Source organism: Cellulosimicrobium sp. 22598 (assembly GCF_052044445.1).
Lineage (GTDB): Bacteria > Actinomycetota > Actinomycetes > Actinomycetales > Cellulomonadaceae > Cellulosimicrobium > Cellulosimicrobium cellulans_G.
Genome location: NZ_JBQEMZ010000016.1, coordinates 65,212 through 85,067, shown reverse-complemented (window position 1 = coordinate 85,067; position 19,856 = coordinate 65,212). Strand labels below are relative to the sequence as shown.

Here is a 19,856-nt window from a genome sequence, read left to right as displayed (position 1 = left end):
CCCCACCCTTCCGCCGGTCGGCTCCGCCGACGAGTGGCAGGACTGACACCTCTCGACAAGATCCCGCCACGGGCGTAGCGTGCCGTGCATGGTGCACTCCGTCGCTGCCGTCGTGTGCGACGGCCTGGCCCCGTTCGAGTTCGGCGTCGTGTGCGAGGTGTTCGGCCTCGACCGGAGCGAGGACGGCGTCCCGCCGTTCGACTTCCGCGTGTGCGGCCCGGTCGCCGGGTCGCCCGTCCGCACGTCGGTCGGCGCGCAGGTCGTCCCCGACCACGGGCTCGACGCCACGGACGACGCCGACCTCGTCATCGTCCCGGCGATCCGCATCGGCTCGCACTACCCGCCCGAGGTGCTGGACGCGGTCCGACGCGCGTCGGAGCGCGGCGCGCTGCTGCTGAGCGTGTGCTCCGGGGTGTTCGTGCTCGCCGCGGCCGGCGTGATCGAGGGGCGGCGCGTCACGACCCACTGGATGCACGCCGACGAGCTGCGTCGCCGGTACCCGAGCCTGGACATCGACCCGGACGTGCTGTTCGTCGACGACGGCAACCTCGTGACGAGCGCCGGGACCGCAGCGGGGATCGACGCGTGCCTGCACCTCGTGCGGCGCGAGCTCGGGGCCAAGGTCGCGAACACGATCGCGCGGCGCATGGTCGTGGCGCCCCAGCGCGAGGGCGGTCAGCGCCAGTTCATCGAGCGCCCGGTCCCGGAGTGCGAGGAGGACTCGTTCGCCGAGCTGCTGGAGTGGATGACCGAGCACCTCGACGAGCCGCTCACGGTGCGCGACCTGGCGCGCCGGGCCCACACGTCGGAGCGGACGTTCGCGCGCTCGTTCGTCGCCCAGACGGGCACGACGCCGCTCGCGTGGCTGACGTCGCAGCGCGTCGCGCACGCGCAGTCGCTGCTCGAGGAGTCGTCGCTCGACCTCGAGGAGGTCGCGCGGCGCTGCGGGTTCGGGTCGGCGGCGCTCCTGCGCCACCACTTCCGGCGCGCGGTCGGCATCACGCCGACGGAGTACCGCCAGACGTTCCGCTTCGCCGCCTGACGACGACGCCGCCCGTCCGGCTCCTGCGCGAGTTCTTCACGTGACGCGCTCGCGTGCGCAACCTACGGTCCCGTAGGGTGGGGGTCATCTGCAGCACGAGCACCCGCTCACCTCCGCGGCTGGGAAGTCGACACCGACACCCTGCGAGGCCGCACATGACCTCTGCCGCAGTGCGCCCGGGCTTCCGGGCCACCCGTCCCCGCACCGACGAGCCGGGCGCCGTCACCAGCACGTACAGCGCGCTGTCGCGCACCGTGCGCGACGCCGGCCTGCTCCACCGGACGCACGGCTACTACCTGTGGACCCTCGCCGTGCTGACGCTCGCGCTCGGCGGCGCCGTCGCCGGGTTCGTCCTCCTCGGCGACTCGTGGTTCCAGCTCCTGATCGCCGGGGCGCTCGGCCTGGTCTTCACCCAGTTCGCGTTCGTCGCCCACGAGGCGTCGCACCGGCAGGTCTTCGCGTCCGGCCCGGCGAACGACCGCCTGGGTCGCATCCTCGCGAACGGCGTGGTGGGGATCAGCCACTCGTGGTGGATGAACAAGCACACGCGCCACCACGCGAACCCCAACCAGCGCGGCAAGGACCCGGACATCGCCCCGGACGTCGTCGTCTTCCTCGACGAGGACGCCGCCGCCGCGAAGGGCTTCCGCTCGGTGATCAACCGCTACCAGGGGTGGCTGTTCTTCCCGCTCCTCACGCTCGAGGGCCTCAACCTGCACGTCCAGGCGTACCGCTCGCTCCTCGCGGGTGGCCGGACGCGCGGCAACGTCCGCGACCGGGTCCGCGAGCTCGTCATCCTCACGCTGCGCCTGTCGCTCTACGTGGGGGCGATCTTCTGGTTCCTGCCGCTCGGCATGGCGTTCGCGTTCCTCGGCGTGCAGCTCGCCGTGTTCGGCGTCTACATGGGGGCGTCGTTCGCGCCCAACCACAAGGGCATGGCGATCATCCCCGAGAACGCGAAGATCGACTTCCTGTCCAAGCAGGTCCTCACGTCGCGCAACATCCGCGGCGGCTGGTGGATGAACGTCCTCATGGGCGGGCTCAACTTCCAGATCGAGCACCACCTCTTCCCGAGCATGCCGCGTCCCCACCTCGCGCGGGCGCGCGAGATCGTGCGCGAGCACTGCGCGAACCTCGGCCTGCCCTACACGGAGACCAGCCTCGTGCAGTCGTACGGCATCGTGGTCCGCTACCTCAACCGCGTGGGGCTCTCGGCGCGCGACCCGTTCGACTGCCCGATGTTCCGGCAGCTCCGCAAGGTCTGACGGGACAGAGGCGCCGGGCCCTCAGGCTCGACGACGCCCGGGCCGGTCAGGCCGACGCCGCGTGCCCGTGCCGCCAGTACCCGACGAAGTCGACGTGCGCCTTGGGCACGCCGCGGTCGTTGACGAGGTGGCGGCGCACCCCGGTCGCGAGCGTCGACTCCCCCACCGCGTACGCGTAGACGGGAGCGGACGGCAGGTCGGCCGACCGCACCGCCTCGAGCGCCAGCGCGCCGGGCAGGAGCGTGTGCGGGTCGGTGCCCTCGGGCGCGGAGCCCTCCCGCACGACCCAGCGCAGCTCAACGCCGGCCGGGACGCGGAAGTCCTGCGCGTCCGCCGCCTCGGGGATCTCGACGATCGCGAGGCCGCGCGCGTCGTCGGGCAGCGACTCGCAGATGCCCGCGACCGCGGGCAGCCCGGTCTCGTCGGCGACGACGAGGGTCCAGTCGTGCGGGACGCGCGGGTTGTACCCCACACCCTGGTCGAGCACGCCGACGCGGTCGCCCGGCTGCGCGGACAGCGCGAACGACGACGCGGGCCCGGCTTCCCCGTGGACGACGAAGTCGACGTCGATCTCGCGCAGGTCGGGCCGCGCGGCGCGCACCGTGTAGTTGCGGACCCAGGGCCGGCGCGCCTTGGGCGTCGCGAGGTACTGGACGTACCACATGCCCGACGTGCGCGTGGGCAGGCGCAGGGACTCCTGGTCGTCGCGGGCGAGGAACATCCGGAACCACTGGTCGAAGCCCATGGGTGTGAAGAGGTCCATGTCCTCGCCGCCGAGGGTCACCCGCACGACGTTCGGGCTCACCCGCTTGCTGCCCACCACGCTCAGCGTGACGACGTGCGCGTCGGCGGGCTTGACCATCTTGAACGTGGCCACCAGCGGCTCCTCGGGGTGCGGCCCGGGCCTCCCGGGCGGACGACGGCCCCGCGACCACGGTGACCGTAGGCAAGGCTATCCTCACCTGCGGGTCACCGTCGATGTGGCCGATCCCACACACCCCGTGACCCTCCCCGGTCCGGAGGCACCGCGCTCCGCTGGCATGCTCGACGCGTGGAGCTCCCCGTCGCCTGGTCCGTCGTCCTGCTCGTCGCCGCCGCGTGGAACCTGCTCATCTGGCCGCGCTTCCTCCAGCGCATCGCCAAGGACCCGCGCTCGCGCGACGCCGACGGCCGCGCGACCCGCTTCCTCACCGTCCACGTCGTGCTCATCACAGTCTCGCTCGTGCTGGCCGTCGCGGTCGGCGCTCTCGGCGTCCTCACGCTCGTCTGAGCCCGGCCAGCCGCTCCGGGTTCCGGAAGAGCAGGACGCGCACGACGCGCTCGCCGTCGTACTCGACGGACGCCGCCATCGCCGGCGCCCCCTCCACGGTCCACACCCCGCCCAGCGCGCCGTTGACCAGCGCCGGCTCGAAGGCCATCGCCGTCGTCTCGGGCTTCGCCGAGAGGCCCACGAGCATGCGCGCCACCTTGTCCGCCCCCGTCACGGGTCGCAGCGCCGCGCGCGCCTTCCCGCCGCCGTCGCTCACCACGACGACGTCCGGCGCGAGGACCTCGACGAGCGCGGTCGTGTCACCCGTGGCGCACGCGGCCATGAACCGCTCGACGGCGGCACGCTGCGCGTCGTCGGGCGGCGTGAACCGCGGGCGACGCGCCCGCACGTGCTCGCGCGCGCGGTGCGCGGTCTGACGCACGGACTCGGCCGAGCGGTCGAGGCCCTCGGCGATCTCGTCGTACGGGACGTCGAACACCTCGCGCAGCACGAACACGGCGCGCTCGAGCGGGCTCAGCGTCTCCAGCACGACGAGCAGCGCCATCGAGACGTCCTCCGCGCGCTCGACCTGCAGCGCGGCGTCCGGCGTCGTGAGGAGCGGGTCGGGCAACCACGACCCCACGTACGTCTCGCGGCGCGCCCGCAGCGCGCGCAGCCGGTCGAGCGCGAGCCGGGTCGTGACGCGCACGAGGTAGGCGCGCGGGTCCAGGACGTCGGACCGGTCCGCAGAGGACCAGCGCAGCCACGCCTCCTGGACCACGTCCTCGGCGTCGGCCGCGGAGCCCGTCATCTCGTAGGCGACGGTGAAGAGGAGCCGGCGGTGGGCGCTGAACGGTACGAGAACCGGGTCGGGGCCGCGACGGTCCGCGACGTCGTCGGGCGGCGCGGTCTCGGCGTCGTCGCTCACCCGGCCAGCCTGCCAGCCGTCGCCGCCGCGCGCAGCCCGCCGTCGAGCGGGACCTCGCAGCGGTCGCTGAAGCCCTGGCTGGACAGGCCGAGGGCCGCGTTGATCCGGCTGCGCAGGTTCTCCAGCGCGACGACGGCGGTGAGCTCGACGAACGCGGGCTCGCCCAGGTCGTCGACCAGCGCGGCCGCGAGCTCGTCCGTCACCGTCGGCGGGGTCGCGGTGGCCGCCTCGGCGTACTCGAGCACGCGCCGCTCGACGGCGGTGTACGCGTCGCTGTCGCGCCACGCGGGCACGTCGTGGAGCTTGCGGGGGTCGACGTCGCCGTGCTCGGACTCCCAGTAGCCGAAGTCGACGCACCACGAGCAGCCGATCCGCACCGCGGACGCCATGACCGCGAGCGCCGAGAGGGTCGGGTCGAGCGTCCGCCAGCGCGCGACGCCCGCCTCGAGGACGCAGTACGTCGTCGCGACGCGCGGGTTGTGCCCGACGGCGGCGAGCGGCTCGAGCACGGCGCCGTACCGCCGGCGCGAGAGCACCGCGAGCGTGCGGTTGAGCAGGGTCCGGGGCGGGTCGAGCGAGATGCGGGCCACGAGGGTCTCCTTCCGTCAGCCGGCGCGGTGCGCGCCGGTCGAGCGCGGGGTCGACCATCCAGACGCGCGCCGCGGGCCGCGCGTGACACGCCCGCGCGTGACCTGCGTCACGGCCGGTGCGCGCGCTTCTCGTTGCCCCGCCGGTAGTTCCCCGTCGCCCGCGCGAGCAGGAGCTGGACCTCGACCTCGTCGTCGCGCACCTCGGCCCGCTCCAGGGCCGCGACGAGGCGGTCGGCCGCCGCCCCCGCGACCGTGACGACGACGCGACCGCCGCGCGCGACCCGGACGCGGCCGTCCTTGGTCACCTGGTGGTCGAACGGGTCGGGGAACGGGTCGGGGGGTGTGCGGTCGCTCGTCATCCCGCCACGCTAGGGCGCGTCGGACGACGCGCGCACCGCCTTTTGCCCGGCGCGCGGTCGCACGAGGTTCGCGAGCGGCGAGTAGCGCGGCACCCAGCGCGCGAGAGCCGCCGCGGACCCCGCGCCGAGGAGCGACGTCGCCCAGACGCCGGCCGCGAGCGACCCCAGCGCGGCCCCCGCCGAGAGCACGAGGGGGCCCAGCGCGTCGCCGGTGTCCTGGAAGAGCCGCCACACGCTGAGGAAGGTCGGGCGCACGTCCGCGGGGGCGACGTCGGCCCCGAGCGTCATGACGATGCCCGACCCCATCCCGTTGCCGACCCCGAGCACGGCCGCGACGACCGTCACCGCGGCGACGGTGTGGGCGAAGGGCAGGAGCGCGAGGCCGACGGCCATGGTGAGCATCGACGGCACGGCGACCCACAGGCGCCCGAACCGGTCCATGACCTTGCCCGCCGGGTAGAACAGCAGCATGTCGAGCGCGCCGGAGACGCCGAAGACCAACGACGTCACCTCCGCGTCCAGCCCGAGGTGCTCGCCCCAGAGCGGGATGACGGTCTGGCGCGCCCCGCGGACCGCGCTCACGAGGAGGATCGCGACGCCGAGCGTCGCGAAGAGGCGCCGGTGCTCGCGCGCGACGGCGGCGATCGTGACGCGTGGGCCGCTCGACGCACGGCTCGCCCGGGACCTGGCCCGATCGTCGCGCTCGCTCGCGTCGGGGCGCACGACGGCGAGCACCGCCACCGCGGCGAGCGCCGCCCCGGCCCCGAGCCAGTACGCGCCCCGCACGTCCGTCGCCGCGATGACCGCAGCACCGGCGAACGGGCCGAGGAACAGTCCGATGCGGTGCACCCCCGCGAGCGTGGACAGGACGCGCGCCCGCCGCAGCGGCGGGGTGATCTCCGTGAGGTACGCCTGCCGCGCGAGGTTGAAGACGGCCGTCGACGCCCCGAGCGCGAGGACGCCCAGGGCGAGGCCCCACAGGCTCGGCGTGACCGCGACCGCCGTGAACGCCGCCGCGGCGACGCCGCCCGCGAGGAGCATCGCCGCGCGGTCGCCGAGGCGCTGGGCGAGCGACCCGGCCGGGAGGTCGAACACGATCTTGCCGATCGGGACGAGCGCGGCGATCAGCCCCGCGACCGTGAGGCTCGCGCCGCGACCGGTCGCGGTGACCGCGACCACGGGCAGCATCGCGCCGACGCCGATCTCGAGCACGAGGGTCGGGACGAACGCGCCGAGGACGACGCTGCGGAGCGGGAAGAGCGGCGCGTCGGTGCCCGCCGGGGCGGTCACCGCACCTCCGCCGCGGCCTCGACGCCCACCGGCTCGTCGTCCGGCCGCGTCACCTCCGCCCCGCGGCACGCGGGAGCGTCGGCGAGGAGCTCGAGGAGCTGGGGCGCGGCGGAGGCCGTGCTGTCCCAGCGTCCGGTCACCACGGAGACGACCCAGCTCGGCGCGCCGCCCTCCGGCAGCGGGATCGTCACGAGGCGCTCGGCCTGCGGCTTCGCGGCCACGTGGCGGGGCACGAGGGCGATGCCGAGACCGCGGTCGACGAGCTCGAGGAGCGTGTGCACGTCGTTGACCGAGCACCGCACGCGCCGGTGGACGCCGTGCGCCGCGCACGTGGCGTCGTTGACGGGACGCGCACCCCACGACGGGTCGAAGTCGACGAACTCCTGGCCGGAGAGGTCGGCCCAGTCGACCCTGCCCCGCGCGGCGAACGGGTGCTCCGGGGCGCACACGAGCACGAGCGGCTCGCTGCCCAGCACGGTCTGCGACAACGACCCCAGGTGCTCGGTGGTCGCGACGAACGCGACGTCGAGGTCGCCCTCGCGCACGCGTGCGAGGAGGTCGTGCGAGCCGGCCTGCGCGAAGTGGATCTCCACCTGGGGGTAGCGGCGGTGGAAGCGCTCGAGCAGCGTGGTGACGTCGAGGACGCCGAGGCACTGCTCCGAGCCGACCCGCAGCGAGCCGGACAGGGCGCGCGTCGCGCGGACGACCGCGTCGCGCCCGGCGGCCGCCTGCGCGAGCATGGAGCGTGCGTGGGGCAGCAGCGCCAGGCCCGCCTCGGTGGGCTCGACGCGGCGGGTCGTGCGCGTGAACAGGCTCGCGCCCAGCTCCTCCTCGAGGCTCCGGACCGCGGCGGACAGGCCCGACTGCGAGACCCCGACGAGCTGGGCGGCCCGGGTGAACTGGCGCTCGTCCGCGAGCGCGACGAGGTACTCCATCTGACGAAGATCCATTGACCACTCGCACTTCTCTATATGACAACTACTAGTTGTTGGACTTCTAGGTTATCGCTTCCTAGGCTCGAGCAGTGCCGGGTCGATCGTCTCGTCCCGCCCGGCGCCCGCCTCGCCGGCGGGCGACGTCCCTTCCTACCCCTGACCCCGTGAGGAAGTCCCCCATGCAGCAGCGCAGTCTCGGATCCCGGACGGTCTCCGCGATCGGTCTCGGCGGCATGCCGATGTCGATCGAGGGTCGCCCGGACGAGGCCCGGTCCGTCGCGACGATCCACGCCGCGCTCGACGCGGGCGTCACGCTGATCGACACGGCCGACGCCTACCACCTGCACGCCGACGAGGTCGGGCACAACGAGGAGCTCATCGCGCGCGCCCTGCGCTCCTACGGCGCCGACACGTCCGGCGTCCTCGTCGCGACCAAGGGCGGTCACCTGCGCCCCGGCGACGGCACCTGGACCCGCGACGGCGACCCGGCCTACCTCAAGCGGGCCGCGAAGGAGTCCGCCCGCCGGCTCGGCGTCGACGCGATCGGCCTCTACCAGTTCCACCGGCCCGACCCGGCCGTCCCGTACGCCGACTCGGTCGGTGCGCTCGTCGAGCTGCTCGACGAGGGCGTGATCGAGCAGGCGGGGATCTCCAACGCCGACGTCGCGCAGATCGACCTCGCGCACGAGCTCCTCGGCGGTCGCCTCGCGTCGGTGCAGAACCAGTTCTCGCCCCGCTTCCGGTCCAGCCAGGGCGAGCTCGAGCACTGCGCGGCGCTCGGCGTCGCGTTCCTGCCCTGGAGCCCGCTGGGCGGCATCACGAACGCCGCCGAGCTCGGCGCGCGCCACGCCGTCTTCCAGGAGGTCGCCGACGCGCACGGCGTGAGCGTCTACCGGGTGACGCTCGCGTGGGAGCTCGCGCTCGCGCCCGTCGTGATCCCCATCCCGGGCGCCTCGCGGCCCGCGTCGATCCTCGACTCGGCGGGCGCCGCCGACGTCGTCCTCACCCCGGAGGAGGTCGCGCGGCTGTCCGCCGCGTGACGTCCACCGCGTCCCCACCAGCGAAGGAGCTCAGCGGTGAAGACCTTCACCCTCCCCGGCACCGACCTCGTCGTCCCGGACGTCGTGCTCGGCCTCATGCGCATCCAGGACAAGACCGACGACGAGGTCCGCACGCTCGTGCGCACGGCCCGGGACGCCGGGATCACCTTCCTCGACCACGCCGACGTCTACGGCACCGACCTGCACGGCTGCGAGCGCCGGTTCGCCGAGGCGCTCGCCCTCTCCCCCGCCGAGCGCGCGGAGTGGGTCATCCAGTCCAAGGCCGGGATCGTGCGCGAGGGCCCGTACTTCGACTTCTCCTACGAGCACCTCGTCGCGTCCGTCGAGGGCTCGCTCGACGCGCTGCGCACGGACTACCTCGACATCCTCCTGCTGCACCGGCCCGACGCCCTCGTCGAGCCCGAGGAGGTCGCGCGCGCGTTCGCCGACCTGCACGCCGCGGGCAAGGTGCGCGCGTTCGGGGTCTCGAACCACACGCCGGGGCAGATCGAGCTGCTGCGCCGGTACGTCGAGCAGCCGATCGTCGCGAACCAGCTCCAGCTCTCGATCACGCACGCGCCGATCGTCGCGCAGGGCGTCGCGGCGAACATGCAGGGACTCGACCAGTCGATGAGCCGCGACAGCGGGATCCTCGACTACTGCCGCCTGCACGACATCACCGTCCAGGCGTGGTCGCCGTTCCAGGCGGGGTTCTTCACCGGCGTCTTCCTCGGCTCGGAGAAGTACCCCGAGCTCAACGCCGTGATCGACCGGCTCGCCGCGCAGTACGACGTGCCGCCCATCGCGATCGCGACCGCCTGGATCACGCGGCACCCGGCACGGATGCAGGTCGTGCTCGGGACCACGAACCCGGAGCGCGTCGCAGGCGCGGCCCTCGGCTCCGACGTGCCGCTCACGCGCGCCGAGTGGTACGAGCTGTTCCGCGCCGCGGGCTACACCGTCCCCTGACGGGCGTCCCGCGCGGGGCGTCCCGGACGCCCGTGCCGAAGGTCACGCACGGGCCGTCCGGGCCGCCCCGCGGGGCGGTCTAGGCTCGTGCCGTGGCAACCTTCTCGGCAGTGACCCGGCAGCACATCCTCCAGGCGATCGCGGACTGGGACGACCGGGGTCGGGACGCGTTCCTCGGGGTCTACGGCTTCACCGCCAGCCCCGGGACGCCTCTCCTGCACGAGGACCGGGCGTACGACGCCCAGGCGATCCTCGGCGTCGCGCACCGCTACGCGACCGGGCGCGTGGCGACGGCCGAGGAGTTCCGCAACAGCCCCGTCGGCGTCGCCGACCTGCTCCGCAAGCGCGGGTTCGACGTGCCCGGCGCCGCTCCTACGGCGCCGGTGCCCGCGCGTCGGACCGCGGCGAAGGCCGCCACCACGCCTCGCGCCCCCCGGCGCACCACGACGCCGCGCGCGTCCGAGCCCGAGAAGCCGCCGGCCGTGTGCCCCACGTGCTTCACGGTCCTGCCCGCGACGGGCATCTGCGACGACTGCGGCTGAACCGGGTCCCCCGACGCACGACGAAGGGGCGCCGTCCGACCGGACGGCGCCCCTTCGTCGTGGGTCCGCGGCGGGACCGGGTCAGTTGACCTCGGACGGGTGGGCGCTCACGCGGCCCGAGCCGTCACCGGTGTCGAGGGCGTCGATCGCGGCGACCTCGTCGGCCGTGAGCTCGAAGCCGAAGAGGTCGAAGTTCTCCGCCATGCGCTCCTTGCGCGACGACTTGGGGAACACGATGAAGCCGCGCTGCAGGTGCCAGCGCAGGACCGCCTGCGCGGGCGTCACGCCGTGGGCGGTCGCGGCGTCGACGACGGCCTGCCGCTCGAACAGCGGGTACTTGCCCTGGCCGAGCGGGCCCCACGCCTCGACCTTGGTGCCGTGCGCGTCCGCCCACGCGAGCACGTCGCGCTGCTGGTACGCCGGGTGCAGCTCGATCTGGTCGACGGCGGGGACGACGCCCGTGTCCGCGATGATCCGGTCGAGGTGCTCCGGCAGGTGGTTCGAGACGCCGATCGAGCGCGCCAGGCCGGCGTCGCGGATCTCGACGAGCTTGGCCCACGCGTTCGTGTACTGGTCCTGCGCGGGCGCCGGCCAGTGCGTGAGGTAGAGGTCGACGAACTCGAGGCCGAGCTTGTCGAGGCTCTCGCGGATCGCGTCGTGCGGCTGCTCGCCGGACTGACGGTCGTTCCAGAGCTTCGTCGTGACGAAGAGCTCGTCGCGCGGGACGCCGCTCTTCGCGATCGCGGCGCCGACGCCCTCCTCGTTGCGGTAGATCGCCGCCGTGTCGATGTGGCGGTAGCCGATCTCGAGGGCCTCGCTCACGGCCTTCTCGGCCTCGTCCGGCGGCACGAGGAAGACGCCGAAGCCGAGCTGGGGGATGGTGTGCCCGGAGTTGAGCGTCACGGTCGGGACAGTGGGAGCGGTCATGCCCTCCAGCCTAGGAACGGGGCGTCCAGCCGTCCAACGACCGCGGGTCGTGCGACTCAGCGCTCCCGCTCATGAGTCCCTGACCTGCTGCGCGAGATCCGGGCTGGACTTTGTAGATCACGGTTTGGTTACATGGGCGCGGTCCTGACCACGAACGAACCGGAGCGCATCATGTCCCGAGGCCGCCACAGCGCAGCCCCCGCAGCTCCCGCACGCTCGTTCCGGCTCCCGGCTCTGCCCGCCCTCCCGGCACTCCCGGCGCGCGCCCTCAAGCTCCCGGCGCTGGCGCTCGTCGGGCTGCTCGGCGCGGGTGTCGTCGGTGCAGGGCCGCAGCCCGCCGAGGGCAACCCCGACCTCGCGCCGCTGAGCGTCGAGCCGGCCAGCGGATCGACCGTCGAGCGCGGGACCGGCGCCGCCAGCCGCTCGTCCGAGCGCACGGCTCCCCCGGCGGCAGCCCAGGAGGCCCCGCTCGTCGAGACCTCGGCGACGATCACCGTGGTCCCGGCCGCCGAGGTCGCCCCGGTCGTCCCCGTCGCCACCGGCCAGCTCTGGACCACCGACGCCGTCAACGTCCGCACCGGGCCGTCTGCCGACGCCGGGCGCGTCGCGACCGCCGCGTTCGGCACCGCCGTCGACGTCACCGGGACGACCGAGGGCGAGTGGAGCCAGGTCGTCTGGGACGGCGCGGCGGCCTGGATCAAGTCCAGCTTCCTCGCGGACTCCCAGCCGGAGGCGCCGGCGGCGACCGCCGCGAGCGGCGGGTCCAGCGCGAGCGGCATCTCCGACGCCGCCTGCTCGGTGAGCTCCGGGATCGAGTCCTCGCTCCGGTCCAACGCCCGTGCGGTCTACCGGGCGGTGTGCGCGATCTTCCCGCAGGTGACGTCCTACGGCGGGATCCGCCCGGGCGACAGCGGCGACCACGGCACCGGCCGCGCCCTCGACATCATGATCACGGGCGAGACGGGCTGGGAGATCGCGCGCTACCTCCAGGCCAACGCCGGCGCCCTCGGGATCACCTACCTCATCTACCAGCAGCAGATCTGGATGGCCGGAGACCCCGCGAGCGCGTGGTCCGGCATGGAGGACCGCGGCGGCACGACCGCGAACCACTTCGACCACGTGCACGTCAGCACGTCGTAGGCCACGACCGCACGGTCACGGCACGACGTTGGAGAACAGCCTCCTGCCCAGGGCGTCCACGTCCGACCCGTCACGGGTCAGCCCCACGTAGCCGCTGCGCTCGACGACGAAGACGTCGGACGGGACCGCGGCCGTCAGGCGCGACACCCAGGAACGCTCGTGGTGAGAGACGACCACCTGGACGCCGTCGGCGACCAGCCGCAGCACCACGTCGACGAGCCCGGGGTGCGCAGGCAGCGGAGCGAGGCCGTCCTCGTCGTCGTACCCGGCGTCCTCCGGGCCTGACCCGCCCGAGAGCTTGAGCGACCGCAGGTGCGGCACGTGCGTGAGGAACGCGCCGTCGGCGCCGTCCAGACTCAGCGACAGCCGCTCGACGGCGGTGTGCCGCAGCGCGGTGAGGTCGGCACCCCGGGTCGTGCCGAGCAGGTGCAGCTCGGTGAGCGCGGGCAGCTGGGACAGCGCCTCGACGCCCGTGAGGTCGGGGCTGCCAGGGCCACCGGTGACGGTCACGTCCAGCCGCTGGAGATCGGTGCACTCCGCCAGGGGCGCGAGGTCCGCGCGCTCGGTGAGGACCATGCGGAGGCCCGTGAGTCCCTGCACCGCGCCGATGCCCTCGACGGACGGGCACGCACCGAGCTGGAGCACGGCACCCCCGGGGCGGAACATCGTCGCGGCGAACTCCCGCCGGTCGAACCTCCCCCACGCGCGGTGCAGCTCCGCGAGCTCGACGTCGGGGTAGCCGTCGCGCGCGTACCCGGCGAGCACGTCGAGCGCCGCCGGGGTCCCGATGCTTCCCAGCGCCCGGAGGGCCACCCGCCGCTCGGCCGCCCGCTGCCCCGGGCGTGCCGCGAACCACCGGGGGTCCGCGCCGGGACGAGCCGCGAGCCACGGCGCCACCTGCGCCACCTTCTCGGGGAGCGCCGGGACGTCGCTCCCCGCGGTCGCGAGCGGCACGTCAGGAGCCTCAGCCGACGCCGGAGCCGCCGGCACGGACCCCAGCGCCGCCGCGTGCTTCGCGGCCGCCCGGCGGATCGTCGCGATCTTCGGAGCGCCCCGCTCTGCGGTCTCGGCGGGGAGCCGGTCGAGGACGGTCACGTCCGCCCGGGCCGCGAGCGCGAGGAGCGCCCAGAGCGTCCGTGCGTCGAGCGCCTCCGCGAGGCTCGACGCGTCGAGACCGGCAACCGCCCTGAGGCCCGGGTCCTCGAACACCCGCAACGCCGCACGCTCCAGCGCGGGGTCACTCGGGAGGCGCACGGCCCCCTGGATGGCGTTCGGCTGGTTCGAGTAGCGGTCGAACCGGGTCAGCACCTGCTCGGCGCGTGGTGCGCCGATCGCGTCCGCCAGCACGGCGAAGACGCCTGTCGAACCCGGCATGCGAGCCTCCGCTTCCCGTGGGGACCACCCAGCCGCCGGACGGCAGCACAGGCGGGGCCGACCCTACCGGCCAGACTTCATGGCCGCCGAGGCGCGCCGAGCAGGAGAGCGAGAGCGACGACCCGACGCAGCGCAGAAACGACGAAAGCGGGGCGCCGATGAACGACGCCCCGCTTCGATCCGGTGGAGCTGAGGGGACTCGAACCCCTGACCCCCTGCATGCCATGCAGGTGCGCTACCAGCTGCGCCACAGCCCCGTGGATCTGCGAAGATCCTGGTCAAACACTGGATGAACACTCCCCCGGCCGGTTTCCCGTCCTGCGGAGCGTCGCTAGTCTACGCAGAAACCGGCTCCAGATTCCAATCCGGTCCCGCGTTCCACTCGTCGAGCGGGAACCCGGCGCCGACGTTGTGCGCCACGAGCCGCCACGCGGGCGTCGCGGCGGGCGCGGAGCGGTGCAGGTGGGACCAGTGGACGTTGTGCAGGCCGGAGATCCCGCGCCAGCCCTCGGGGTCCAGCCCGAGCAGCGCGGTGACGGCGAGCGTGATGGCGGCGCCGTGGGACACGACGACGAGCGTGTCGTCGTGCTCCAGCTCCTCGACGTGCTCGGTGACGGCCTCCACGAGGCGCGCGGCCACGGCGGCCTTGGTCTCGGCGCCCGCGCGCGTGGGCTCCTCGCCCCGGCGCCACGCCGCGTACTCCTCCGGCCACCGCTCGGCGATCTCCGGGCCGGTCAGTCCCTCCCACTCCCCGAACCCGCGCTCGCGCAGCCGAGGGTCGAGCAGGACGTCCGCGCCGATCGCGTCCGCGTACGCGCGCGCGGTGTCGGTGGCGCGCACGAGGTCCGACGCGACGACGCGCGTGGCGCGGTGCGCGCTCGCGAGCGCCTTCGCGCCGTGCTCGGCCTGCCACTGCCCGACGCCGTCGAGCGGGATGTCGACCTGGCCCTGCAGGCGCATCCCGGCGTTGTACGCCGTCCGGCCGTGGCGCAGGAGGACGAGCGTTCCGGCGCTCACGCCAGGGGCTCCCCCGAGAGGCGGATGGCGCCGTCGCCGCGGGTCGTGTCGTCGGCGTCGTCGGCCGTGCCGTCACCGCCGCGCGCGTCCTCGGGGAGCTCGACGACGGGGCAGTCCTTCCACAGGCGCTCGAGCGCGTAGTAGACGCGGTCCTCGGAGTGCTGCACGTGCACGACGACGTCGCCGAAGTCGATGAGGACCCAGCGGGCCTCCTGCTTGCCCTCGCGGCGGATCGGCTTGGAACCCGCCTTGAACATCGCCTCCTCGACCGCGTCGACGATCGCGGAGACCTGGCGCTCGCTCGACCCGGACGCGATGAGGAACACGTCCGTGAGGACGAGCTGCTCGCTCACGTCGAGGGCGATGATCTCCTCGGCCTTGCGGTCGGACGCCGCCCGCGCCGCGATGACGGCGAGCTCTACGGCTCGTTCGGTGGCAGTCACGTGTCTCCGTTCGTGGTGCGGCCGCTCAGCGGCCGGTGTCGAGGGTGCCGGGGTCGTCCCACGACACGGCGGTCGCCGAGGCGCTCGTGTCCTCGGTGGCGAGACCGGGGTCGTCGCGCGAGACGAGCGTCCACACGAGCAGGCCGAGGACGAACGCCACGGCGACGAGGATGAGGTAGTGCAGCCACGTGTACGAGGGGCCGCGCGGCTCGTCGTCGAGGTCGTCGTCCGCCTCGCCGTCGAGCTCGTCGGCACGGCCGCGCACACGGGGGAAGAGGTCGTCGGACGAGCCGCCGACAGCGGGTGCCGCGGCCGCCGTCTCGCGCACGCCGCCGAAGGGAGGCGCGGGCTCGCGGCCCGCGCTCGCCGGCTCGGGCGCCGACCCGGACGTGATCGCCGACCACGGGAGCGCCGCTCCCGGGGCCTCGGCGGGCGCGGCCGCGGCGGGCGGAGCCGCCGGCCGCGCGGCGGCCGGCGTGCGCTCGGGCGCGGGCGCCGCGGTCGCACCCCACGGCGACGGAGCGGGCGCGGGAGACGGTGTGGCGGGGGGCGCGGCAGGTGCTGCCGCGGGAGCCGAGAAGGCCGACAGCCGCTGCGGCTGGGCCGGCGGCGCCTCGGGCGCTCCGACCCGGCCGACCGGCGCGGACCCGAAGCCACCCGCGGGGGCGGACGGCGTCGGGGGACGGACGGGGCCGGTGGCGCCCGGCGCGGCGGGCCGCGGCGGGCCCGCGGGCGGGCGGGAGCTCGTGCGCGTCGGCACCACGGGCGTCGGGACCGGCGGACGGATCGCGACCCGCTCCGCGGTCTCCTGCACCGGGGTGAGGCGACCCGTCTCGTCGAGGCCCCGCATGCCGCCCGAGGCGGCCGGAGGACGGACGACGGACGGCTGCGACGGGAAGTCCGTCGGACCGGTCGTCTCGCGCAGGGTGCGGCGCGACGGCGGCGGGGTCGCCGGGGCGGCGGGCCGCGCGGGAGCAGGCTGCTGCCACCCGCCGGCGCCGGGCGCCGGGGCGGGTGGAGGCGTGCCGGGCTGCGCGGACCGCTCGGCCGCGGCGGCCTGCTCGCGCTCGCGCATCTCGCGCCGCGTCAGCGGGCGGACGGGCTGCATGTTGCCGTTGTCACTCATCGTGCTGACCTCGATACAAACCGTGCTTGGCGATGTACTGGACCACGCCGTCCGGAACCAGGTACCACACCGGCTGGCCCTCCTCCGCACGCCGACGGCAGTCCGTCGACGAGATGGCGAGGGCCGGGACCTCGAGCGTGGTGACCACGCCCGGCGGCAGACCCTCGACGCTCAGGCTGTGGCCCGGGCGGGAGACAGCCACGAAGTGTGCCATCTTCCACAGCTCGTCGGCATCCTTCCAGGTCAGGATCTGCTCGATCGCGTCCGCACCCGTGATGAAGAACAGCTCCGCGTCCGGACGCGCGGCCCGCAGGTCGCGCAGCGTGTCGACCGTGTAGGTCAGTCCCGGCCGGTCGACGTCGACCCGGCTCACCGTGAAGCGCGGGTTCGAGGCGGTCGCGATGACCGTCATGAGGTACCGGTGCTCGGCCGGGCTGACGCTCTGGTGCTGCTTGAACGACGGCTTTCCCGTGGGGACGAACACGACCTCGTCGAGGTCGAACCGCGCCGCGGCCTCGCTCGCCGCGACGAGGTGGCCGTGGTGGATGGGGTCGAACGTGCCACCCATCACCCCCAGGCGGGGACGGCGCGGGCTCATCGGGACGTCATCGGTCGCGGGCGCTTCCGTCGTTCGCTACCGGTCAGTGCCGCGTGCCGACGCTGCGGAACGCGTAGGTCACGAGCAGCAGGGCCACGAGCCCGCCGAACCCGAGCAGCCCGTAGGCGAGCGGCGGGATGGGCAGGTGCGACGCGGCCTCGGCGCCTTCCTCGGCGGCCAGCACGACGGCAGAGATCACGACGTCCTCCTCGAAGGTCGTCCCCGGGGCGGACGGTGTCGTGCCGCGGTCCGGGGTGGTGCGGTGGAACGGTTCGCCTGCCGGGACCGGCCCGACGGCGGACCGGACGGGCTCCGGTCGCCGACCAGTCTCTCACGACCGCTCGGCGGCCCGGTCCGGCAGGTATCAGGTACGTGCCGACGAACCGCTCGTCACGGACGGACGTGACCGTCGCCGTGCACGACCCACTTCGTCGTCGTGAGCTCGGCCAGGCCCATGGGGCCGCGCGCGTGGAGCTTCTGCGTCGAGATGCCGATCTCCGCGCCGAGGCCGAACTGCCCGCCGTCGGTGAACCGGGTCGAGGCGTTGACCATGATGGCGGCGGAGTCGAGCTCGGCGACGAAGCGCTCGGACGCCGCGAGGTCGCGCGTGACGATCGCCTCGGTGTGCCCGGACGTCCACGTGCGGACGTGCTCGATCGCGGCGTCGAGGTCGTCGACCACGCGCACGGCGATCTCGGGCGCGAGGTACTCGGTCGCCCAGTCCTCGTCCGTCGCCGCGAGCACCTCCGTGCCCTCGGGCGCGAGGCCGGCCGTGCGGTCGTCGCCGTGCACGACGACGCCCGCCTCGGTGAGCGCGGCGAGCGCGGCGGGGAGGAACTCGGATGCGGCGTCCGCGTGGACGAGGAGCGTCTCCGCGGCGTTGCACACGCCCACGCGCTGCGTCTTGGCGTTGAGCAGGATCTCGAGCGCCATGGCGCGGTCGGCGCTCGCGTCGACGTACACGTGGACGTTGCCGACGCCCGTCTCGATGACGGGCACGGTCGACTCGCGCACGACGGTGCGGATGAGGTCCGCCCCGCCACGCGGCACCAGCACGTCGACGAGCCCGCGCGCGTGCATGAGCGCGACGGCGCCCGGACGCCCGTGGCGGTCGATCGACTGCACGAGGTCGCCGGGCAGCCCCTGCGCCTCGAGCGCGCGGGCGAGGACGCCCACAATGACCTCGTTGGAGCTCGCAGCCGCGGACCCGCCGCGCAGGATCACGGCGTTGCCGCTCTTCAGCGCGAGTCCCGCGGCGTCGACCGTGACGTTGGGCCGCGCCTCGTAGATCATGCCGACGACGCCCATGGGCACGCGCAGCTGGCGCAGGCGCAGGCCGTTCGGCAGCGTCGAGCCGCGCACGACCTCGCCCACCGGGTCGGGCAGGCCCGCGAGCGCCCGCAGCGCGTCGGCGATCGCGGCGATGCGCGGGCCGTCGAGCGCGAGCCGGTCGAGCAGGCCTTCGCTCATCCCGTTCGCGCGCTCGCGCGCGAGGTCGACGGCGTTCGCGGCCACGATCTCGTCCGTCGCCGCGACGAGCGCGTCGGCGAGCGCGAGGAGAGCCGCGTCCTTGGTCGCGCGCGTGGCGGTCGCCAGCGTGCGCGAGGCGACCTTCGCGCGGCGCGCGACGTCCTCGACGGCGGTCGCGACGTCGGTCGCGGGGCCGGCTGCGGCGGGACCGGCGGGCTGGGGCTCGGTGGCGCCCGCGACGACGGGCGCGTCCTCGGTGGTGGTCATGGACCGAGCCTACGTCGGCCGGGCTCACCCCGGGGGCGCCGTCCGACGGCCGGTCAGCGGGGCCGCTTGCGCACCAGGACGAGGTCGTCGCGGTGCACGACCTCCCGGTCGTAGCCCTCGCCCAGCTCGGCCCGCAGCTCGCCCGTCGACCGGCCGAGGAGGTCCGGGATGTCACGGGACTCGAACGCGACGAGCCCGCGGGCGACCACGCGCCCGTCCGACGTCACCAGCTCGACCGGGTCCCCGGCGTCGAACTCCCCCTCGACGGCCGTGATCCCCGCGGGCAGGAGCGACGCGCGCCCGCCCTGCACGGCCTTCACCGCGCCGTCGTCGAGCACCAGGCGACCGCGCGTGCGCGCGGCGTGCGCGAGCCAGAGGCGACGGCGGGTCGTCCGCTTGCCCGTCGCGGCGAACCACGTCCCGACGGGGTCGCCCGCGAGCGCGGCGGCGGCGTTCTGCGCCTGGGTCAGCACGACGGGGATGCCCGTCCCGGTCGCGATGGAGACGGACTCGAGCTTGGTGAGCATGCCGCCCGTCCCGACCGCGCTCCCCCGGCCCGTGACCTCGACGCCCTCGATGTCGGCCGCGGAGCGCACCTCGGCGATGCGGCGCGTGCCGGGGCGCGACGGCGGGCCGTCGTAGAGGCCGTCGACGTCGGTGAGCAGGACCATCGCGTCGGCACGCACGAGGTGGGAGACGAGCGCGGCGAGGCGGTCGTTGTCGCCGAACCGGATCTCGTCGGTCGCGACGGCGTCGTTCTCGTTGACGATCGGCACGACGCCGAGGTCGAGCAGACGTTCGAGCGAGCGCTGGGCGTTGCGGTAGTGCCCGCGGCGGACGGTGTCCTCGGCGGTGAGCAGCACCTGGCCGACGCGCAGCCCGTGCCCGGCGAACGCCTCCGTGTAGCGGGCGACGAGCATGCCCTGGCCGACCGAGGCGGTCGCCTGCGCCGTCGCCAGGTCGCGCGGTCGGCTCGCGAGCCCCAGGGGCCCGATGCCGGCGGCGATCGCACCGGACGTGACGAGCACGACCTGGCCGCCCGCGGCGCGTCGCGCCGCGAGGACGTCGACGAGAGCCCGCAGCGCCGTGAGGTCGAGGTGACCGTCCGCGCCCGTGAGCGAGGACGAGCCGATCTTCACCACCACGCGGCGGGCGGAGGCGATCTCGGAGCGGGAGGACAGCGCGTTCACGCGTCCATCATCGCCGCCGGACGGTCGCGGGCGCGCACGATTTCACGGACCAGGACGCCCCGGACCGGTTGTGGGCATGGAAGGGGCCCGGTCCC

The 19,856-nt window shown here is 74.5% G+C and carries 22 protein-coding genes and 1 tRNA gene; 7 read left to right on the top strand and 16 right to left on the bottom strand.

What is annotated here, in order from left to right:
- Window positions 1-88 precede the first annotated feature (88 nt).
- Together ACTJIY_RS16460 and ACTJIY_RS16455 are read left to right on the top strand one after the other, a co-directional pair.
- Window positions 89-1,042, top strand: a complete 954-nt coding sequence (locus tag ACTJIY_RS16460) for a helix-turn-helix domain-containing protein (protein ID WP_440673895.1) — start codon at window positions 89-91, stop codon at window positions 1,040-1,042.
- A gap of 155 nt (window positions 1,043-1,197) precedes the next feature.
- Complete coding sequence (locus ACTJIY_RS16455) at window positions 1,198-2,307, top strand: fatty acid desaturase family protein (RefSeq protein ID WP_440673894.1); 1,110 nt, start codon at window positions 1,198-1,200, stop codon at window positions 2,305-2,307.
- 46 nt (window positions 2,308-2,353) lie between these two features.
- Here the strand turns inward: ACTJIY_RS16455 and ACTJIY_RS16450 are convergent, their stop codons facing one another.
- Window positions 2,354-3,184: a siderophore-interacting protein gene (locus tag ACTJIY_RS16450; protein ID WP_440673893.1), complete on the bottom strand. Its 831-nt coding sequence runs from the start codon at window positions 3,182-3,184 to the stop codon at window positions 2,354-2,356.
- 174 nt (window positions 3,185-3,358) lie between these two features.
- Between ACTJIY_RS16450 and ACTJIY_RS16445 the strand changes: the two genes are divergently transcribed.
- The gene (locus ACTJIY_RS16445; protein ID WP_440673892.1) at window positions 3,359-3,577 is read left to right on the top strand and encodes an SCO4848 family membrane protein; all 219 of its coding nucleotides are present in this window, start codon (window positions 3,359-3,361) and stop codon (window positions 3,575-3,577) included.
- Here ACTJIY_RS16445 and ACTJIY_RS16440 read toward each other — a convergent pair.
- From ACTJIY_RS16440 to ACTJIY_RS16420, 5 genes are all read right to left on the bottom strand, one after another.
- Window positions 3,564-4,484 (bottom strand): RNA polymerase sigma-70 factor, encoded by a 921-nt coding sequence (locus ACTJIY_RS16440; RefSeq protein ID WP_353708902.1) that lies wholly within the window; start codon window positions 4,482-4,484, stop codon window positions 3,564-3,566. The two genes, ACTJIY_RS16445 and ACTJIY_RS16440, sit on opposite strands and share 14 nt — an antisense overlap.
- Window positions 4,481-5,074: a carboxymuconolactone decarboxylase family protein gene (locus ACTJIY_RS16435; RefSeq protein WP_440673891.1), complete on the bottom strand. Its 594-nt coding sequence runs from the start codon at window positions 5,072-5,074 to the stop codon at window positions 4,481-4,483. The genes ACTJIY_RS16440 and ACTJIY_RS16435 overlap by 4 nt, the downstream gene beginning before the upstream one ends.
- Before the next feature lie 107 nt (window positions 5,075-5,181).
- A complete protein-coding gene (locus ACTJIY_RS16430; RefSeq protein ID WP_440673890.1) occupies window positions 5,182-5,433 on the bottom strand; it encodes a hypothetical protein in 252 nt (83 codons plus the stop codon).
- Window positions 5,434-5,442: 9 nt separating this feature from the next.
- Window positions 5,443-6,723, bottom strand: coding sequence for an MFS transporter (locus tag ACTJIY_RS16425; protein WP_440673889.1), 1,281 nt, complete (start codon window positions 6,721-6,723; stop codon window positions 5,443-5,445).
- Window positions 6,720-7,673 carry a LysR family transcriptional regulator gene (locus tag ACTJIY_RS16420; protein WP_253050417.1) on the bottom strand — a complete coding sequence of 318 codons (954 nt, stop codon included), beginning with the start codon at window positions 7,671-7,673 and terminating at the stop codon, window positions 6,720-6,722. The genes ACTJIY_RS16425 and ACTJIY_RS16420 overlap by 4 nt, the downstream gene beginning before the upstream one ends.
- 164 nt (window positions 7,674-7,837) lie before the next feature.
- Between ACTJIY_RS16420 and ACTJIY_RS16415 the strand changes: the two genes are divergently transcribed.
- From ACTJIY_RS16415 to ACTJIY_RS16405, 3 genes are all read left to right on the top strand, one after another.
- Window positions 7,838-8,698, top strand: coding sequence for an aldo/keto reductase (locus ACTJIY_RS16415; protein WP_253050419.1), 861 nt, complete (start codon window positions 7,838-7,840; stop codon window positions 8,696-8,698).
- A 36-nt stretch (window positions 8,699-8,734) separates the two neighbouring features.
- Window positions 8,735-9,667, top strand: coding sequence for an aldo/keto reductase (locus tag ACTJIY_RS16410; protein WP_440673888.1), 933 nt, complete (start codon window positions 8,735-8,737; stop codon window positions 9,665-9,667).
- 92 nt (window positions 9,668-9,759) lie between these two features.
- Complete coding sequence (locus ACTJIY_RS16405; protein WP_440673887.1) at window positions 9,760-10,209, top strand: hypothetical protein; 450 nt, start codon at window positions 9,760-9,762, stop codon at window positions 10,207-10,209.
- A gap of 81 nt (window positions 10,210-10,290) precedes the next feature.
- Here ACTJIY_RS16405 and ACTJIY_RS16400 read toward each other — a convergent pair whose 3' ends face one another.
- Entirely contained in the window at window positions 10,291-11,136 is an 846-nt protein-coding gene (locus ACTJIY_RS16400) for an aldo/keto reductase (protein WP_440673886.1), read from the bottom strand.
- Window positions 11,137-11,307: 171 nt separating this feature from the next.
- Between ACTJIY_RS16400 and ACTJIY_RS16395 the strand changes: the two genes are divergently transcribed.
- Window positions 11,308-12,276: an SH3 domain-containing protein gene (locus tag ACTJIY_RS16395; protein WP_440673885.1), complete on the top strand. Its 969-nt coding sequence runs from the start codon at window positions 11,308-11,310 to the stop codon at window positions 12,274-12,276.
- Window positions 12,277-12,291: 15 nt separating this feature from the next.
- Here ACTJIY_RS16395 and ACTJIY_RS16390 read toward each other — a convergent pair whose 3' ends face one another.
- The 9 genes from ACTJIY_RS16390 to proB form a co-directional block, all read right to left on the bottom strand.
- Complete coding sequence (locus ACTJIY_RS16390) at window positions 12,292-13,650, bottom strand: hypothetical protein (RefSeq protein WP_440673884.1); 1,359 nt, start codon at window positions 13,648-13,650, stop codon at window positions 12,292-12,294.
- Between the two features lie 184 nt (window positions 13,651-13,834).
- A tRNA-Ala gene (locus ACTJIY_RS16385) sits at window positions 13,835-13,907 on the bottom strand.
- 79 nt (window positions 13,908-13,986) lie between these two features.
- Entirely contained in the window at window positions 13,987-14,667 is a 681-nt protein-coding gene (locus ACTJIY_RS16380) for a histidine phosphatase family protein (protein WP_253050430.1), read from the bottom strand.
- Window positions 14,664-15,110: a ribosome silencing factor gene (gene rsfS, locus ACTJIY_RS16375; RefSeq protein ID WP_440673883.1), complete on the bottom strand. Its 447-nt coding sequence runs from the start codon at window positions 15,108-15,110 to the stop codon at window positions 14,664-14,666. The genes ACTJIY_RS16380 and rsfS overlap by 4 nt, the downstream gene beginning before the upstream one ends.
- A 25-nt stretch (window positions 15,111-15,135) precedes the next feature.
- Window positions 15,136-16,236 carry a hypothetical protein gene (locus ACTJIY_RS16370; RefSeq protein ID WP_440673882.1) on the bottom strand — a complete coding sequence of 367 codons (1,101 nt, stop codon included), beginning with the start codon at window positions 16,234-16,236 and terminating at the stop codon, window positions 15,136-15,138.
- Window positions 16,229-16,834: a nicotinate-nucleotide adenylyltransferase gene (gene nadD, locus ACTJIY_RS16365; protein ID WP_440673881.1), complete on the bottom strand. Its 606-nt coding sequence runs from the start codon at window positions 16,832-16,834 to the stop codon at window positions 16,229-16,231. Before nadD ends, ACTJIY_RS16370 begins: the two co-directional genes overlap by 8 nt.
- Window positions 16,835-16,877: 43 nt before the next feature.
- Window positions 16,878-17,033: a hypothetical protein gene (locus tag ACTJIY_RS16360; RefSeq protein WP_021483496.1), complete on the bottom strand. Its 156-nt coding sequence runs from the start codon at window positions 17,031-17,033 to the stop codon at window positions 16,878-16,880.
- 191 nt (window positions 17,034-17,224) lie between these two features.
- Window positions 17,225-18,571: a glutamate-5-semialdehyde dehydrogenase gene (locus tag ACTJIY_RS16355; RefSeq protein WP_440673880.1), complete on the bottom strand. Its 1,347-nt coding sequence runs from the start codon at window positions 18,569-18,571 to the stop codon at window positions 17,225-17,227.
- A 53-nt stretch (window positions 18,572-18,624) separates the two neighbouring features.
- The gene (gene proB / locus ACTJIY_RS16350) at window positions 18,625-19,752 is read right to left on the bottom strand and encodes a glutamate 5-kinase (protein ID WP_253050779.1); all 1,128 of its coding nucleotides are present in this window, start codon (window positions 19,750-19,752) and stop codon (window positions 18,625-18,627) included.
- Window positions 19,753-19,856 lie beyond the last annotated feature (104 nt).